The organism is Streptomyces sp. NBC_01549, assembly GCF_026339955.1.
In the GTDB taxonomy this organism is placed as follows: domain Bacteria; phylum Actinomycetota; class Actinomycetes; order Streptomycetales; family Streptomycetaceae; genus Streptomyces.
The window spans coordinates 2,292,959-2,309,353 of the sequence record NZ_JAPEPW010000002.1 but is presented as its reverse complement, the minus strand read 5'-3'; the positions used below and the strand labels follow the sequence as shown (position 1 = coordinate 2,309,353).

Below are 16,395 nucleotides of genomic sequence, written 5' to 3'. Positions count from 1 at the left end.
CGAACAGGGTAGCTCCGGTTCTGATCTCCGGGAGAGTCCCGGAAGTCGGTGTGAGATCTGCGTCATGGACGGCAGCGAGAAAGGTGCGGCCGCCCCGTCGGCGTCGCCGTCCGACGCGGCGAGGACTGTCACACATTGCGACTCCACTCTGTCTTGACTGATGTAAGAAGAATCGACCGACCGCAAACGATGAGGAAGTCCGTGAGCGCCGAACACTCGCACCACATTGAGAACCCCAACGCGACCACACCGCCGCCCCAGATCGACATGATCGGGTCCGTACCCGGCGCACCGCAGATACCCGAGGGCGCCGAGGCGATGACGCTCCTGGTCACCCTCCCGCCGGGCTGCGAGGGCGCCCCGCCGCACCGCCACTCCGGCCCTGCCTACGGCTATGTCCTCAAGGGCGAGATGGTCTTCGAACTGGAGGGTGAGCCGGCGCGCGTCCTCAAGGCCGGTGAGACCTTCTGGGAGCCGGGCGGCGACGTCATCCACTACCAGGACGGCAACAACCTCGCCGACGTCGAGTCCGCGTTCGTCGTGACGATGTTCTGCGCCCCCGGCCAGCCGATGCTCATCCCGGTCAGTGCGGAGGAGCTCGAGCAGCGGCGGGACCGGCGCGCACCTCGCCCCTGACTGCGCGGGGGAGGCCGGCTCCGTGCCCGCCTCCTCCAGCATTGCGGCGTCCGAGGGTCTTGACCAGCGGATCCGACTCCGGGATCGGCCGCGCTGCACAGTCCGGCCGGCCGAAGCCGGCACGACTTCGAGACCGATCTCCATCCAGAGGTGTGGTCGGCCCACAGCGGACATGCCCTTGGAACCGGCCCGGAGCTCGTCGCGGAGCAGGTGCAGCGGTTCATGGCGGAGAATCGCGCGACGATGAAGGGTGGCCCTCAGTTGCCCGACTGAGGGCCACTTCGCACGAGTTGGCCCGCGGCGCTGGTGTGGGAGGTCGTCCGCTGGCGGTGCCAGGTAGGTAGATAGGTTTCGGGAGTGGCCGCTTTGAGCAGGCCGGGGTCTTCGGCGATGTCGAGCCCGGGTCACTGGCGGGTGGCGGCGTCCCGGCGCCGCTTGAGCCCTCTCAGATCCAGCCGCGCTTGACGACTTCGGCGCCCACCTGGAAGCGGGTGTCGAGGCCGAGCTGGGACGCGATCGCGGCGATCCGGCGGGTCACGGTGCGTGCACTCGTGCCGAGTTGTCGGGCGATCGCCTGGTCTTTGTAGCCCGCTTGGAGCATTTTCAGCAGCAGGAGATCTTCCGCGCTCGGCTGGTCTGGGGTGTTCGGGGCCGTTGAGGCGATGGGTTGTGCCCGCTGCCAGTAGGTGTCGAACAGTTCGAGGATTGCATCGAGCAGACCCGACCGATGGACGGCGACGATTCTGTCGTACCGTCCTCCGATCAGCGCGACCAGTGCGACACGACGGTCCATGATCCGCAGCCTGAACGGCAGGGACGGCAGGAGCCGGGCCTGCTCGCCGAGCGTGGACAGGCGGCTGATCAGCTCGAACCGGCCGGGTTGCGCCAGCGCCTCGGGGGTGTAGACGGACCGTATGTCGACGCCGCGGCCCAGCAGGTCCATCGTGAAGGTCTCCTCCAACTCATTGCTGTACGGGCCGAGGTACGGGGGTCGGTCAAGCACCCAGAAGTGGGTGTGGATCGATTGGGTCAGCTCGGCCACCCTCAGGGTGACCGCCGCCTCACCAGTGATCACTTCCACCAGCTCGTTCGGATTCCCCTGCAGCCGGTTGGCGCGGTACTCACTTGCCAGGTCATCGACAGTGTCCCCCACCGCGGCGAACGCCGCCTCGGTTTCGGCTCGACGCTTGGCGAGCAGCGCGCTCAACGCGGTCCGCGGGCTGACCGGCCGGTACTGGCCGTGTCGTTCTCTTCGCAGCAGGCCCAGTCCCACCAACCGGGCCACCGCGTGCTGTATCCGGCTGGGTGTGGTGCCCAGGTGTTCGGCGATCTCCCGCGCCGTCCGGTCCGGCTTGGCCAGATAAGCGCGGTAGAGCCGTTCGTCGAACTCGCTGATCCCGAGAGTACCGAGCACCGGGGTCCTCCTGGTCGTCTCCGCCCGGCGGGCCGTCGGGCCGGTAATGGCGCGATTCGCCAGCTGGCGATTTCCGACACGATTGTGATCTGTACATCTCCCGGCCACAAGCTTTAACTGTGATCGTCCACACCATCCTGCTGCGCGATCCCAGAACCTCCGTGATCGGTCCACGGCGTCGGCCTTCCGATCCTCCGCTGATTCGTCACTTCACCCGATTTGTCTGCCGCGAAGACTGTGTCGCGCCCGCATAAAGGGAGTTGAAGGTGCCTCAACTCAAGAAAGACGGTCCCTGTTGCCGGTGGTCGCATCTGTGGTGACCAACGGTGGGTTCGAGGATGGAACCACACTGTCCACACCGTTGACACTGTCGACAGGACCTCCGGCGTCCTTTCCGCCCATGGCAAGGGTGAGATCGCCTGCCCTGTGGCTGCATAACGGCATCGCCGAGGGCGGTAGCGCCGCCTACGACATGGTGGCCACCAGGGCGGTTGATCGGACCACCACGACCACAACCCGCAATGCCAGTCCCTGGGTGGCCTTTTGACGCCGTTTCGGCTTTTTTTACTTGTTCATCATAGGAGTCCCCTTTGTCAACCCCATACCCCCGCAGATCGAGGCTGATAGCTCTCGGGTCTGCCCTGGCGATCCTGACGGTCATCCCGCCGTCATTCGCCAACGCGTCGGCCACCACGTCCGGGGCGACGAACGCAGCGGATACCGCCGGAGCCCGTCCCGGCGCCGTTCGCACCGTCACCCTGATCACCGGGGACACCGTCACCACCGCCGCTGACGGCGCCGCGGCCACGGAGGTCAAGGGACCGCACGGTGAAGCCATTGACTTCGAGGTCAACAAGGTCGGAAAGGACACCTACGTCTACCCCGACTCCGCTCTGCCGTACGTCTCCGCCGGGGTCCTCGACAAGAATCTGTTCAATGTCACGCAGCTCCTCGCCGACGGCTACGACAACGCGCACAGCAGCCAACTCCCGCTGATCGTCAACTACACCAAGGCCGCTGCCCGCGAGCGCACCCAGGCGGTGCCCTCCGGGGCGTCCAAGGTCCGCACGCTCGGCAGCATCCAGGGCGCCGCACTGACGGAGAAGCACGATCGCTCGGCGGACTTCTGGTCCGCGCTCACCGCGGGCGCCGGCGTCGGCGCCCGCGCCACCGGTGGGAAGCCGACGCTCGCCGGCGGGATCGCCAAGGTGTGGCTGGACGGGAAGGTCAAGGCCGATCTGGCGGACACCACCGCGCAGGTCGGCGCCCCGGAGGTATGGGCGGGAGGCGACACCGGCAAGGGCGTCGACGTCGCCGTGCTGGACACCGGTGTGGACAACAGCCACCCGGACCTGGCGGACCGCATCGCCGGCTCGGCCAGCTTCGTGCCCGACGAGAACGTCTTCGAGGACCCCGTCGGCCACGGCACGCACGTCGCGTCCACCATCGCCGGCACCGGCGCCGCCTCGGACGGCAAGGAGAAGGGCGTCGCCCCCGGCGCCACACTGCACATCGGCAAGGTTCTCGGTACGGTGTGCAGCTACCAAGGTTGCGGCGGCATAGGCCAGATGTCCTGGATCCTGGCGGGCATGGAGTGGGCGGCCCGCGACCAGCACGCCAAGATCATCAACATGAGTCTCGGCAGTGTTCCGACCGACGGCAGCGACCCCTTGAGCCAGGCCGTCGACGAGCTCAGCGCTGAGACCGGCGCGCTCTTCGTCGTCGCGGCGGGCAACAGCGGGGCCCCGAACACCGTCAGCTCGCCCGGCGCCGCGGACGCCGCGCTCACCGTCGGCGCCGTGGACGGTTCCGACCAGCTCGCCGACTTCTCCAGCCAGGGTCCGCGGGTGGGTGACGACGGGCTCAAGCCGGAACTCACCGCACCGGGAGTCGACGTGCTCGCGGCACGTTCGCACCTGTCCGAGGGCGACGGCTATTACCGGACGCTGAGCGGCACCTCGATGGCCACGCCGCACGTCGCGGGCGCCGCCGCGCTGCTGGCCGCCGCGCACCCGGACTGGACCGGCCGGCAGCTCAAGGACGCCCTGATCAGCTCCACCAAGGCCACCCCGCAGTACACCCCCTACCAGGCCGGCTCCGGCCGCCTGGACGTCGCGGCGGCGGTACGGGACACGCTGTTCGCGACCGGCAGCGCCTACGCCGGCTTCAAGCCGTGGCCCCACCAGCCCGGTGAGAAGGAGACCAAGGAGGTGACCTACACCAACACCGCCGACGCACCCGTCACGCTCGACCTGGCCGTCGACGTCCCTGGCGCGCCCGCGGGTGTGTTCACCCTGTCCGCCCCGCGGGTCACCGTGCCCGCGCACGGCACCGGCAAGGTCACCTACACGGTCAACCTGGACAAGGCCCCGTTGGACAGCCAGTACAGCGGCATGATCAACGCCTCCGACGCCAAGGGCAGGATCCTCGCTCACACCCTCATCGGAGGGGGCAAGGAGGCCGAGCGCTACAACCTCTCCCTCACCCCGAAGGACCGCAGCGGCAAACCGCTGGGCGGGGAGGTGACCCTGACCGGGAAGGACGTCTACGGGGAGGACGTCTACAGCATTTTCGAGATCGGCGCGTCGGGCACGACCACTCTGCGGATGCCGCCCGGTACCTACTCCGTGTGGCTCAAGGCCGACGTGCAGGGCACGCACGGCCCGCACTCGCTGGGCAAGGCCCTCCTGAGCGCTCCTGAGATCAACCTGGACCGGGACCGCGCGGTCGTGCTGGACGCCAGGGCCGCCCGGCAGGTCAGCGCCGTCGTTCCCCAGGCGACCACCGACTCCGAGTTCCACATGGACGTCGAACGGGTCTTCGACGCCAACCACTACTCGATGAGCACCCTGGACATGCTGGCGTACAAGTACGACAGCATGTGGGCGCTGCCCACCGGCAAGAAGGTCTCCAAGGGTCATTTCTCCTTCAGGGCGCGCTGGCGCAAGGAGGAGCCCGCACTGGCCGTGTCCTCGGGCTCTCAGAACTTCGACGACCTGAGGGTGCAGCGGGGCTCGGCGCAGCTTCCGGACGGACGGGCCACCCTCGACGCCGTCTTCGCCGGTGAGGGCGCCGCGTCCGACTACACGGGGCTGCGGGCCCGGGGCAAGGTCGCCGTGGTGCGCCGCAGCGACACGGTCTCGGCCGAGGACCAGGCGGCCGCGGCCGTACAGGCGGGCGCGCGGCTGCTGCTCGTCGTCAACGACGGAGTGGGCCGGCTGCGCCCCTGGCCGGTGGGCTTCCAGTCCTTCGGGCTGGTGCCGCCCCTCTCGGTGGCCACCCTCACCCAGGACGAGGGCGAGGAGCTGATCGCCCGGATCCAGCACGGCAGGACCCCGCTGACCGTGGTCACCAGCCGCACCACGGACTACCTCTACGACCTGGTCCGTCAGTACGCCGACGAGGTACCCACCGACCCGACCTACCGGCCGAAGAAGAGCGACCTGGCCCGCGTCGACGTCTCCTTCCGCAACTACCAGCCGGACAGGACGGCCGAATACCGTTCGGACGTCACCTTCGGGGGACTCGAGTTGGGCTACTCCTACCTCCACGAGACTCCGGCCCAGGGCGAGCGCACCGACTGGGTCTCCGCCGGCAAGGGCAACCAGTGGATCGAACGGAACCAGATCCCGGGTGAGATCCAGGAGGCGGGGCCGACGGTCAGCTACCAGGCCGGCAGCACCAGCCACGTGGACTGGTTCGGCCCGATCGAGCGTCCTCGCCTCAACAACCAGTCGGGGTCGCAGCAGAGGATCGACAACGAGGTCATCATCGAGGTCAACGGCTGGGGCGACTCCGGCGGTGACCACGTGGGCGGCACCGTCGACAACCCGCTCGTCCGCAACGGGCTGTCCCTGTACCAGGGAACCGATCTCGTAGCCCAGGCCTTCACCGACCATCTCCAGGTCGGGGACCTCAGCCCCGAGCGACGTCCGTACCGGCTCGTCTCGGAGAACTCCCGCGGCGAGTGGACGAACCCGTACTCCACCAGCACACGGACCGAGTGGAATTTCACCTCGGCGGCCGGTGAGCCTGGCGTGGCCACGGTCCTGCCGTTGATTCAGCTCGACTACAAGGTCGACACCGACACCTCGGGCAAGGCACACCGGAACGCCGAACTCGTGGTCACTCCCTCCCACATCCCCGGGGGACCGAGCTCCAAGGCGATCAAGGCCGTCTCCCTTGACGTCTCCTACGACGACGGCACCACCTGGCAGAAGGCAACCCTCACCCACCGCGGTGACGGCTGGGCGACCATGCTCCACGCCCCCGCGCGTGCCGCGTACGCCACCCTGCGCGCCTCCGCGCACGACGACCGGGGCAACAGCGTGACCCAGAGCATCACTCGCGCCTTCGGGCTGAAGTAACCACCCCCAACCCGCCCCCGGGTGGAGCCGCGCGCCGCGGCCCCCGGGGGCGGGCCTGGTTCCAGGCCGTCGTGAACTGGGCCGCGTTCCGGGGTCTGTGCGGTGCCACAACTGATGTGCAGACGCTCGTCGCCGACTGCGAACAGCACCGCTGCATCGAGCGGAAGAAACCAGCGGTAACGCTCGGTTACTATGCTCACTTCATGCCGGAGGCCGGGAGCAAGGGGCGTACCGTCATTGACGGGATGCCCGGAGGGCGGGGAGATCGGCGGCTGGAGTGGATCGTGGAATGTAAGGCTAGAGAGTCGGGTGGCCTGGGAAAGTGCTAACTGAGGTCACTGCAACCCGCTATATTGCCCCCCTGCACGAGGGCGGCTCGTTGCCGGGTCTTGTCGAGGCCGACGACCTCGGGACGTACGTCGTGAAGTTCACGGGCTCCGCGCAGGGCCGCAAGGCGCTGGTCGCCGAGGTGATCGTCGGTGAGCTGGCGCGCGCCCTCGGGCTGCGCTTCCCCGAGCTGGTCCTCGTCCACTTCGACCCGGCCGTCGCCGAGCACGAGCCGCACCAGGAGGTCCAGGACCTGCTGCGCGCCAGCGCCGGCGTCAACCTGGGCATGGACTTTCTGCCGGGCGCCAGGGACTTCACCCCGGAGATCGCCAAGACGTTCCCCGTCGACCCGCTGGAGGCGGGCAAGGTGATCTGGCTGGACGCCCTGACGGTCAATGTGGACCGCACGGTGCACAGCTCGAACCTGATGATCTGGCCCACCCTCGGCATCGCGCCCCCGCGGCTGTGGCTGATCGACCACGGCGCGGCCCTCGTCTTCCACCACCGCTGGGACGCCTCGGCCCCGGAGAAGGCGTACGACTTCCGCCGCCACGCCCTCGGCGGCTACGCCCCGGGCACCCGCGCCGCCGACGCCGAGCTCGCGCCCAAGGTGACGGAGGAGCTGCTGCGCGAGGTCCTCGCCGAGGTGCCGGACGCCTGGCTCGCGGAGGAACCCGGGTTCGCGACCCCGGACGAGGCGCGCGAGGCGTACGTCCGCTATCTCCTCGCCCGTGTGAAGGCGTCCGCGGCCTGGCTCCCCACGGACTTCCCGAGCCGCGAGCAGCTTGCCGCCGAGGACGCGGACCGCGCGGCGAAAACCCAGCAGGGCCGCCCGAACTGGCTCAAGCGGGTACCCGACCTGCACGGCAAACCGGCGGCGGAACAGGATTGGTCGGTGCACCTCGGATGACAGACGCCCAGCGGGTCCAGATCGAATACTGCACCCAGTGCCGCTGGCTGCCCCGCGCGGCCTGGCTGGCCCAGGAGCTGCTTACCACCTTCGAGACGGAACTCACCGAGCTGTCCCTGAAGCCCGGCACCGGCGGCGTCTTCGTCGTCCGCGTGAACGACGAGGTGGTCTGGGACCGGCGCGAGCAGGGCTTCCCGGAACCGACGGCCGTGAAGAAGCTCGTACGCGACCGAGTGGCCCCGGGAAGGTCCCTGGGCCACTCGGACAAGTGAGCCGTCTCGGAGGTCAGCCCTTGAGCTGCTCGTACGCCGGCAGTGTCAGGAAGTCGGCGTAGTCCTCGTCGAGCGCGACCTCCAGGAGCAGGTCGTGGGCCTGCTGCCAGTGACCGGCCGCGAAGGCCTCCTCGCCGATCTCGGCGCGGATGTTCGCGAGCTCCCGGGCGGCGACCTCGCGGGCCAGCTCCGGGGTGGCCCTCACGGTCTTCCCCGCGTGCTCGAACTCGACGCGCGCGTTGATCCACTGCCAGATCTGCGAGCGGGAGATCTCGGCGGTGGCCGCGTCCTCCATGAGGTTGAAGATGGCGACCGCGCCGAGCCCGCGCAGCCAGGCCTCGATGTAACGGATGCCGACCTGGACGGCGTTGACCAGACCGTCGTAGGTCGGCCTGGCGTCGAGGGAGTCGACGGCGATCAGGTCCCCGGCGGCGACGGACACGTCCTCGCGCAGCCGGTCCTTCTGGTTCGGCTTGTCGCCGAGGACGGCGTCGAAGGAGGCCATCGCGATCGGGACCAGGTCCGGGTGGGCCACCCATGAGCCGTCGAAACCGTCGCCCGCCTCGCGGTCCTTGTCGGCCTTGACCTTCTCGAAGGCGACCTTGTTGACCTCTTCGTCGCGCCGGGAGGGGATGAACGCCGCCATGCCGCCGATCGCGTGCGCGCCGCGCTTGTGGCAGGTGCGGACGAGGAGTTCGGTGTACGCGCGCATGAACGGGGCCGTCATCGTCACCGCGTTGCGGTCCGGCAGCACGAACTTCTGGCCGCCGTCACGGAAGTTCTTGACGATGGAGAAGAGGTAGTCCCAGCGGCCCGCGTTCAACCCGGAGGCGTGGTCGCGGAGTTCGTAGAGGATCTCCTCCATCTCGTACGCCGCCGTGATCGTCTCGATCAGGACGGTCGCGCGGACGGTGCCTTGCGGGATGCCGACGTAGTCCTGCGCGAAGACGAAGACGTCGTTCCAGAGCCGGGCCTCCAGGTGCGACTCCGTCTTCGGGAGGTAGAAGTACGGGCCCTTGCCGAGGTCGAGCAGGCGCTGCGCGTTGTGGAAGAAGTACAGGCCGAAGTCGACGAGCGCGCCGGGGACGGGCGTGCCGTCCGCATCGACGAGGTGACGCTCGTTCAGGTGCCAGCCGCGCGGCCGCGTGACGACCGTCGCGAGCTCGTTCTCCGCCTTCAGGGCGTACGACTTCCCGGACTTCGGGTCCGTGAAGTCGATGCTGCGGGTGTACGCGTCGATCAGGTTGAGCTGACCGGTGACCACGTTCTCCCAGGTGGGGGCCGAGGCGTCCTCGAAGTCCGCGAGCCACACCTTCGCGCCCGAGTTGAGGGCGTTGATGGTCATCTTGCGGTCGGTGGGGCCGGTGATCTCGACGCGGCGGTCGTTCAGGGCGGCCGGGGCGGGGGCCACCTTCCAGGAGTCGTCCGCGCGGATGGCGGCGGTCTCGGGGAGGAAGTCGAGCGTAGAGGTGCGGGCGATCTCGGCGCGGCGCTCCGCGCGGCGGGCGAGGAGCTCGTCACGCCGGGGCGTGAACAGCCGGTGCAGCTCGGCCACGAAGGCGAGGGCCGCGTCGGTGAGGACCTCTTCCTGCCGGGGCAGGGGCTCGGCGTCGACGATGGCCAGCGGGGACGGCGCTGGTGCGGACATGAGCTGTCACTTCCTTCAGCGAGCGTGGCACCGGGTGCCAGGCGACCCGGGTAGGGCGATCGGCGCCTGGGGAGCAGCCCGGCGCTTCTGAACTGTGGATAGTAGTTTCCTCATGGTGGAAGTTCAATGGTTTGTTGATGTCGAGATTCTCCAGGTCGAGGCAAGCTGGCGCTCAGTGCCACGCCGCTCACTCAAGGTGTCCCAGATCGTCCTCCGTGTCGATGTCGTACGGCCGCGCCACGTCGCCGCACTCGACGAGCGTGATCGCCGCCTCGTGCTCCTTCAGATAGGCGCGCGCCCCCCGGTCACCGGTCGCACTCGCCGCGACAGCGGCCCAGTGGGCGGCGCCGAAGAGGACGGGATGGCCGCGCACGCCGTCGTACGCGGCCGAGGCCAGCGAGGTGTCGTCCCGGTAGGCGGCGAGCACCCGGGCGACCGCCCGCGGCCCGATGCCGGGCTGGTCGACGAGCGAGACCAGCACCGCCCGCGCGCCCGTGCCGGCGAGCGAGCCGAGCCCGGCCCGCAGCGACGAGCCCATGCCGCGCTCCCACTCCGGGTTGTCCACGAGCACACACCCGTCGAGCCGCGCCCGCTCCCGGACGGCGTCGGCGCGCGCCCCCAGCACCACGTGGACGCGTGAGCACCCGGCCGCGCGCAGCACCCCCACCGCGTACTCCACCAGGGGACGCCCCCGGTGTTCGAGCAGCGCCTTGGGCCGCCCACCGAGCCGTCGCCCCCCGCCGGCCGCGAGGAGCAGCCCGGCCACCTGGTCTTCTCTGTGCGTCATACGCCGTCTTCCCTGTCGGTCATACCTCCTGCATACCTGACCCGGCGCCGACGGCACGGTTTCGTGGGGCTGAATTTCGGTCCACCCGGTGGCGCCGCCGCATCGGGTGGCGTTTACTGGCCCGCGTCCCCCGGCGCCCGACCATCGCCATGGGGTCCGGGACAGACAGGCGAAGGGCGTGCGCACAAGGACGTGCGAGGGGGCGAGCTGTGTTGCGGAGCTTGGGGCAGAGGCCAGTGACCGGCAGCGACGAGGATCCGAGGGTGGCGGAACTACGGACCGCCGTCTCCCGGCTGCGCCGTGAACTCGCCACACATCCGGCCGAGTTCCCCGACCGGGGGATCGCCGAGGACGAGCTCGCGGCCCTCGCCGCGATGGCTCTCAGCGGTATGCCCGAGATCCCCCGGCTGCGCCGCTCCCTGCTGCTGATCGCGGGCGCGATCGGCTCGGTCAGCGCGCTGTCGACCGGCCTCGCGGACGTACGCAGCGCGGTGGAGCTGTTCGGGGAGCCGCCCCGGCGCCGCTGAGGGGGCTGGAGCCTTCGCGGGGGTGTGTCTCCGGAGCGCCGCTCACGCCACCCAATGCGGGCGGGCCGCCTCCGCCTTGGCCGCGTTGAGCCCGCTGTCCAGGGCGGTCGTGAGCCGGCGTACGGCCTCATCGAGCACCTCGGACGGCAGGGTGTACGGGAAGCGCAGCCGGTGTTCATGGGTGCCCGGGTCGGCGCCGAACCGGGAACCGCCCTCGATGCGCAGGCCCTGCGCCAGAGCCGCGCGGGCCAGCGACGAGGCGATCGGGCGGCCCAGGTCGATCCACAGCGTCAGCCCGCCGGGCGGCAACTGCCAGCGCCAGTCGGGGAGATGACGGGCCAGTGAGTCTGCGAGCGCGTCCCGCTGGGCGCGCAGTCGCGGCAGCCGCTCGCGCAGCACCTCGTCCGTGCGCGCCAGCAGCCCGAGCGCGACCAGCTGGTCCAGGACCGAACCGCCCATGTCCGCGGGCACCCGCGCGGTCGCCAGCTCCGTGATCAGCCGGGATCCCGCCCGCACCCAGCCGAGGCGCAGCCCTCCCCAGTGCGTCTTGCTCAACGACCCCACGGTCACGACCTGTTCGCCCATCCCGCGCGGCGCGAGCGAGGCGAACGGCGGGGCCCCGGGCACATCCAGCGCGATGTCCGTCATCGTCTCGTCGATCACCAGCCAGGTGCCGGTCGCGCGCGCCGACTCCATTACGGCCAGGCGCTGTTCGGGCGGCATCAGATGCCCCGTCGGATTGTGGAAGTCGGGGATCAGATACGCGAGGCGGGGCGCCGTCTGCCGCAGTGCGCAGTCGATCAGCCCCGGGTCCCAGCCCTCCGCCGTGACGGGAACGGGAGCGGTGCGCAGTCCGGCGCGGCGCATCGCGTCGAGCGCGTTCGGATAAGAGGGGTTCTCGACCAGGATCCGGTCACCGGGCCGTCCGAGCAGCCCGAGCGTGAGCGAGAGGGCCTGCTGGGCCCCGTTCGTGATGAGGATCTGGTCCGGCAGCGTCGGCAGCCCGCGCCGGGTGAACCGCTCGGCGACGGCGGCCCTCAACTCAGGGATCCCGTAGGGGTGATAGCCGGGTGTCGAGGCCCGCCCGGCCAGCAGGACGCCCGCCTCCGCGAAGGCCGCGGCGAGCTCCGGCTCGGGCGCGCCGGGCGCGGCGATCGCCAGGTCGATCACGCCTTCGTCGGCCAGGAAGGAGGCCACATTGGCCGGGCGGTGGCCGGCGGGCAGTTCCGTCCACGTCCCCGCACCCCGTCGGCTCCGCGCGAACCCGTCCTCCCGCAGCAGGTCGTACGCCGCTGTCACGGTGGCCCTGCTGACCGTGAGCGCCGAGGCCAGCTCGCGCTCGGCGGGCAGCCGGACGTGCAGCGCGATCCGGCCGTCGAGGAGCAGCCTGCGTACGCCGTCGGCCAGCGCGCGATACCCGGGACGGCCGTCGGCGTGCGGCACGGCGGACAGCAGCGCGGCGAGCTGCCGGCTTCCCAGCGTCCTGTCCATTCCATGGACCACCGATCCGTTCACCATGCCAACTCCCTCGCATTGGCCCTGTAGGGCAGGCCAATCAGCCTACAGACTCCGGGGACCAGGGGAAATCGTCCAACCGTATTGGCCTGGGAAGGGGAGCGGAGCGATGTCGATCGACGCCGGAGACGTCTGCGAGAAGGGGAGCATCAGCGAGAAGGGGAGTATCAGCGGCGAGGGAAGCATCAGCGGCGAGGGAAGCGACCGCTGCCTCACCGATCGTGGGGAGCGGGAGATGCAGCGGCGCCAGGAGGAGCGGATGCCGGGGGTGCCCGTGCGGGAGCGGGTGCGCAGACTGGTCGCGAGGCGCTCCGCCGCCCGCGCCGATGGGGGGCTCGCGGTGCCGCGCCGGGGTGAGTCCTGATGCCCCGGGGCGCGCTCCGGTCAGGCCCCCGGGCTCGAGCTGGCCAGTGCCTCCGACAGCTCCACCGCGACCTGCTGGAGCACGGGCACGATCTTCTCCGTGGCCGCGTCCGTGACCCGGCCCGCGGGGCCGGAGATCGAGATGGCGGCGGCCGTGGGGGAGTCGGGGACCGAGACGGCGAGGCAGCGCACGCCGATCTCCTGCTCGTTGTCGTCGACCGCGTAGCCGAGCCGGCGCACCTCCTCCAGCGCGGTGAGGAAGCCGTCCGGCGTGGTGATCGTCTTCTCCGTCGCGGCGGGCATGCCGGTACGGGCGAGCAGCGCGCGCACCTCGTCCGCCGGGGTGTTCGCGAGCAGGGCCTTGCCCACGCCTGTGGAGTGCGGCAGCACCCGGCGGCCCACCTCGGTGAACATGCGCATCGAGTGCTTGGAGGGCACCTGGGCCACGTAGACGATCTCGTCCCCGTCGAGCAGCGCCATGTTCGCGGTCTCGCCGGTCTCCTCGACCAGGCGGGCGAGGTAGGGGCGTGCCCAGGTGCCGAGCAGCCGGGAGGCGGACTCGCCCAGGCGGATCAACCGGGGGCCGAGCGCGTAGCGGCGGTTCGGCTGCTGGCGTACGTAACCACAGACCACCAGCGTGCGCATGAGGCGGTGGATGGTGGGCAGGGGCAGCCCGCTGCTCACGGAGAGCTCACTCAGGCCGACCTCCCCACCGGCGTCGGCCATGCGCTCGAGCAGGTCGAAGGCGCGCTCGAGGGACTGGACACCACCGCTCGGGGCGGATGACTTGGCGGCGTCGGTGGTGCTGGCGCTGGACGCAGGCACGGCGCGGTCCTTTCACGACTGACAGGCAGTGATGCAGCCTACCCGGCTGTTGGTTGACTCCTTGGGGGTACATAGTTAAGTTCTGCTTCGTGGAATTCTAATTCCGTTTTACGGAAATCTCCAGAGGACTGGATTCGGGGGCAGGGTGGAGGGGTGAGCCCTTGACGGCGTGAGGGCTTGAGTGAAGACTCCTTCAACAGAACGTTGAATTCCGTTACGCGGAAGTTAACAGCGGCAGCGGGACTCGACAGCGGCAGAGAGAGGGGTCCGGGTGTCCGACGTCGGATGGGTCGAACTGATGCTGCGCTCGACGCGCGTCATCACTCCCGAAGGGACGCGCGCCGCCACGGTCGCGGTCGCCGCGGGCAGGATCACGGCCGTGCTCGCGTACGACGCCGAGGTGCCGTCCGGCGTCCGTCTGGAGGACTTCGGTGACGACGTCCTCCTGCCGGGCCTGGTCGACACCCACGTGCACGTCAACGACCCCGGCCGCACGGAGTGGGAGGGCTTCTGGACCGCGACGCGCGCTGCCGCGGCCGGCGGCATCACCACCCTGGTCGACATGCCGCTCAACTCCCTCCCGCCGACGACCACGGTCGACCACCTCCGCACGAAGCGGGACGTCGCCCGCTCCAAGGCGCACATCGACGTCGGCTTCTGGGGCGGTGCCCTCCCCGACAACGTCAAGCACCTGCGCCCGCTGCACGACGCGGGAGTCTTCGGCTTCAAGGCCTTCCTGTCGCCGTCCGGCGTGGACGAGTTCCCCGAGCTTGACCAGGAGGGACTGGCCCGGTCCCTGGCCGAGATCGCCGCGTTCGACGGTCTGCTCATCGTGCACGCCGAGGACCCGCACCACCTCGCCGCCGCCCCTCAGAAGGGCGGCCGGAAGTACGCCGACTTCCTGGCCTCGCGCCCGCGCGACGCCGAGGACACCGCCATCGCCCACCTCATCGCGCAGGCCGAACGCCTCCACGCGCGTGTGCACGTGCTGCACCTGTCGTCCTCCGACGCGCTGCCCCTCATCGCCGAGGCCAAGCGGGCGGGCGTGCGGATCACGGTGGAGACCTGCCCCCACTACCTGACCCTGACGGCCGAGGAAGTCCCGGACGGGGCGAGCGAGTTCAAGTGCTGCCCCCCCATCCGCGAGGCCGCCAACCAGGACCTGCTGTGGCAGGCGCTGGCCGACGGCACGATCGACTGTGTCGTCACCGACCACTCGCCGTCCACGGCCGACCTGAAGACCGACGACTTCGCGACCGCCTGGGGTGGCATCTCCGGGCTCCAGCTGAGCCTGTCGGCGGTCTGGACGGAGGCCCGGGGGCGCGGCCACGACCTGGAGGACGTGGTCCGCTGGATGTCCACGCGCACGGCCCGACTGGTCGGCCTGGACTCCCGCAAGGGTGCCATCGCCGTGGGCCGTGACGCCGACTTCGCCGTCCTCGCCCCCGACGAGACCTTCACCGTGGACCCCGCCGCGCTGCAGCACCGCAACCGGGTCACGGCCTACGCCGGCCGGACGCTCAGCGGCGTCGTGAAGTCCACCTGGCTGCGGGGCGAGCGCATCGTGGCCGACGGCGAGTTCGGCGCCCCCAGGGGCGAACTCCTGACGCGCACCCCGTAGTCCTCGAACGCACCCGCACCCGCACCCGCAGCGGCCGACCTCGAAAGGCAGACCTGATCAACGTGACGGCGATTCCTCACTTCACCGGTGACGCGAACCCCTACGGAGGCGGCGACCCGTACGCGGACCACCGCACCGCCGACTTCCCCTTCACCCAGTACGCCAACCTCGCCGACCGGCAGCTCGGCGCCGGGGTCATCGCCGCCAACGACGAGTTCTTCGCCCAGCGCGAGAACCTCCTGCTGCCCGGGCGGGCCGAGTTCGACCCCGAGCACTTCGGGCACAAGGGCAAGGTCATGGACGGCTGGGAGACACGGCGGCGCCGGGGCGCCTCGGCCGAGCACCCGTGGCCGACGGCCCAGGACCACGACTGGGCGCTCGTCCGGCTCGGCGCACCCGGTGTCGTACGCGGGGTGGTGGTCGACACGGCCCATTTCCGCGGCAACTACCCCCAGGCGGTGTCGGTCGAGGGCGCCTCGGTCCCCGGCTCCCCGTCACCGGAGGAACTCCTCGCGGACGACGTGAAGTGGACGACGCTCCTGCCGCGCACGGCGGTCGGCGGCCACGCCGCCAACGGCTTCACCGTCTCCGTCGAGCAGCGCTTCACCCACCTCCGCGTCAACCAGCACCCGGACGGCGGCATCGCCCGGCTGCGCGTGTACGGCGAGGTCGTGGCCGACCCCGAGTGGCTCTCCGTGCTCGGCACCTTCGACGTCCTCGCCCTGGAGAACGGCGGCCGGGTCGAGGACGCGTCCAACCTCTTCTACTCGCCCGCCACGAACACCATCCAGCCCGGACGCTCCCGCAAGATGGACGACGGCTGGGAGACACGCCGCCGCCGCGACCAGGGCAACGACTGGATCCGCTATCAGCTGGTCGCCCAGTCCGAGATCCGCGCCCTGGAGATCGACACGGCGTACTTGAAGGGCAACAGCGCCAGCTGGGCGTCGGTGTCGGTGAAGGACGGCGACGACGGCGACTGGACGGAGATCCTGCCGCGCACCCGACTCCAGCCCGACACCAACCACCGCTTCGGCCTCGCCGCGCCGGTGACCGGGACCCACGCGCGCGTGGACATCTTCCCCGACGGAGGCATCTCCCGCCTGCGCCTGTTCGGCTCCCTCACCAAGGAGGGCGCCACGGCCCTGACGGCCAGGTACCAGGAGCTCGGCTGAGACCGCGC

At 70.2% G+C, this 16,395-nt stretch carries 13 protein-coding genes; 8 read left to right on the top strand and 5 right to left on the bottom strand.

The annotated features are described in order from the left end of the window. The first annotated feature begins 267 nt into the window (after window positions 1–267). Window positions 268–636 carry a cupin domain-containing protein gene (locus OG819_RS45715; protein ID WP_266634802.1) on the top strand — a complete coding sequence of 123 codons (369 nt, stop codon included), beginning with the start codon at window positions 268–270 and terminating at the stop codon, window positions 634–636. A 445-nt stretch (window positions 637–1,081) separates the two neighbouring features. Here the strand turns inward: OG819_RS45715 and OG819_RS45710 are convergent, their stop codons facing one another. Continuing rightward, window positions 1,082–2,050 (bottom strand): helix-turn-helix domain-containing protein, encoded by a 969-nt coding sequence (locus tag OG819_RS45710; protein WP_266630400.1) that lies wholly within the window; start codon window positions 2,048–2,050, stop codon window positions 1,082–1,084. A gap of 590 nt (window positions 2,051–2,640) precedes the next feature. On the opposite strand from OG819_RS45710, the gene OG819_RS45705 reads away from it, so the two are divergent. The 3 genes from OG819_RS45705 (at window position 2,641) to OG819_RS45695 (ending at window position 7,926) form a co-directional block, all read left to right on the top strand. After that, window positions 2,641–6,417, top strand: coding sequence for a S8 family serine peptidase (locus OG819_RS45705; RefSeq protein ID WP_266655297.1), 3,777 nt, complete (start codon window positions 2,641–2,643; stop codon window positions 6,415–6,417). Between the two features lie 322 nt (window positions 6,418–6,739). Continuing rightward, entirely contained in the window at window positions 6,740–7,654 is a 915-nt protein-coding gene (locus tag OG819_RS45700; RefSeq protein WP_266655295.1) for a HipA family kinase, read from the top strand. Further along, a complete protein-coding gene (locus OG819_RS45695) occupies window positions 7,651–7,926 on the top strand; it encodes a SelT/SelW/SelH family protein (RefSeq protein WP_266428868.1) in 276 nt (91 codons plus the stop codon). The genes OG819_RS45700 and OG819_RS45695 overlap by 4 nt, the downstream gene beginning before the upstream one ends. A gap of 13 nt (window positions 7,927–7,939) precedes the next feature. Here OG819_RS45695 and aceB read toward each other — a convergent pair whose 3' ends face one another. Together aceB and OG819_RS45685 are read right to left on the bottom strand one after the other, a co-directional pair. Beyond that, window positions 7,940–9,574: a malate synthase A gene (gene aceB, locus OG819_RS45690; RefSeq protein WP_266655293.1), complete on the bottom strand. Its 1,635-nt coding sequence runs from the start codon at window positions 9,572–9,574 to the stop codon at window positions 7,940–7,942. 187 nt (window positions 9,575–9,761) lie between these two features. Then, a complete protein-coding gene (locus OG819_RS45685) occupies window positions 9,762–10,361 on the bottom strand; it encodes a nucleotidyltransferase family protein (protein WP_266655291.1) in 600 nt (199 codons plus the stop codon). Window positions 10,362–10,570: 209 nt separating this feature from the next. On the opposite strand from OG819_RS45685, the gene OG819_RS45680 reads away from it, so the two are divergent. Then, complete coding sequence (locus OG819_RS45680) at window positions 10,571–10,888, top strand: DUF5955 family protein (protein ID WP_266428859.1); 318 nt, start codon at window positions 10,571–10,573, stop codon at window positions 10,886–10,888. A 42-nt stretch (window positions 10,889–10,930) separates the two neighbouring features. Here OG819_RS45680 and OG819_RS45675 read toward each other — a convergent pair whose 3' ends face one another. Then, on the bottom strand, window positions 10,931–12,406 hold the full coding sequence (locus OG819_RS45675) for a PLP-dependent aminotransferase family protein (RefSeq protein WP_266655289.1): 1,476 nt from the start codon (window positions 12,404–12,406) through the stop codon (window positions 10,931–10,933). A 106-nt stretch (window positions 12,407–12,512) separates the two neighbouring features. Here OG819_RS45675 and OG819_RS45670 point away from each other — a divergent pair, with 106 nt between their 5' ends. Next, entirely contained in the window at window positions 12,513–12,767 is a 255-nt protein-coding gene (locus OG819_RS45670) for a hypothetical protein (RefSeq protein ID WP_266655288.1), read from the top strand. Window positions 12,768–12,787: 20 nt separating this feature from the next. Here OG819_RS45670 and OG819_RS45665 read toward each other — a convergent pair whose 3' ends face one another. Further along, window positions 12,788–13,591: an IclR family transcriptional regulator gene (locus tag OG819_RS45665; protein ID WP_266655286.1), complete on the bottom strand. Its 804-nt coding sequence runs from the start codon at window positions 13,589–13,591 to the stop codon at window positions 12,788–12,790. Between the two features lie 298 nt (window positions 13,592–13,889). Between OG819_RS45665 and allB the strand changes: the two genes are divergently transcribed. Both allB and alc read left to right on the top strand, forming a co-directional pair. After that, window positions 13,890–15,212 carry an allantoinase AllB gene (allB, locus tag OG819_RS45660; protein WP_266634804.1) on the top strand — a complete coding sequence of 441 codons (1,323 nt, stop codon included), beginning with the start codon at window positions 13,890–13,892 and terminating at the stop codon, window positions 15,210–15,212. Window positions 15,213–15,274: 62 nt separating this feature from the next. Beyond that, complete coding sequence (alc, locus tag OG819_RS45655; protein ID WP_266655285.1) at window positions 15,275–16,387, top strand: allantoicase; 1,113 nt, start codon at window positions 15,275–15,277, stop codon at window positions 16,385–16,387. The last annotated feature ends 8 nt before the right edge of the window (window positions 16,388–16,395 follow it).

Bases quoted from the DNA above. Each gene is read 5' to 3' on its own strand.
- OG819_RS45715 (WP_266634802.1), top strand. From the start codon at position 268: ATGATCGGGTCCGTACCCGGCGCACCGCAGATACCCGAGGGCGCCGAG.
- OG819_RS45695 (WP_266428868.1), top strand. From the start codon at position 7,651: ATGACAGACGCCCAGCGGGTCCAGATCGAATACTGCACCCAGTGCCGC.
- aceB (WP_266655293.1), bottom strand. From the start codon at position 9,574: ATGTCCGCACCAGCGCCGTCCCCGCTGGCCATCGTCGACGCCGAGCCC.
- OG819_RS45685 (WP_266655291.1), bottom strand. From the start codon at position 10,361: ATGACGCACAGAGAAGACCAGGTGGCCGGGCTGCTCCTCGCGGCCGGC.
- OG819_RS45675 (WP_266655289.1), bottom strand. From the start codon at position 12,406: ATGGTGAACGGATCGGTGGTCCATGGAATGGACAGGACGCTGGGAAGC.
- OG819_RS45670 (WP_266655288.1), top strand. From the start codon at position 12,513: ATGTCGATCGACGCCGGAGACGTCTGCGAGAAGGGGAGCATCAGCGAG.
- allB (WP_266634804.1), top strand. From the start codon at position 13,890: ATGCTGCGCTCGACGCGCGTCATCACTCCCGAAGGGACGCGCGCCGCC.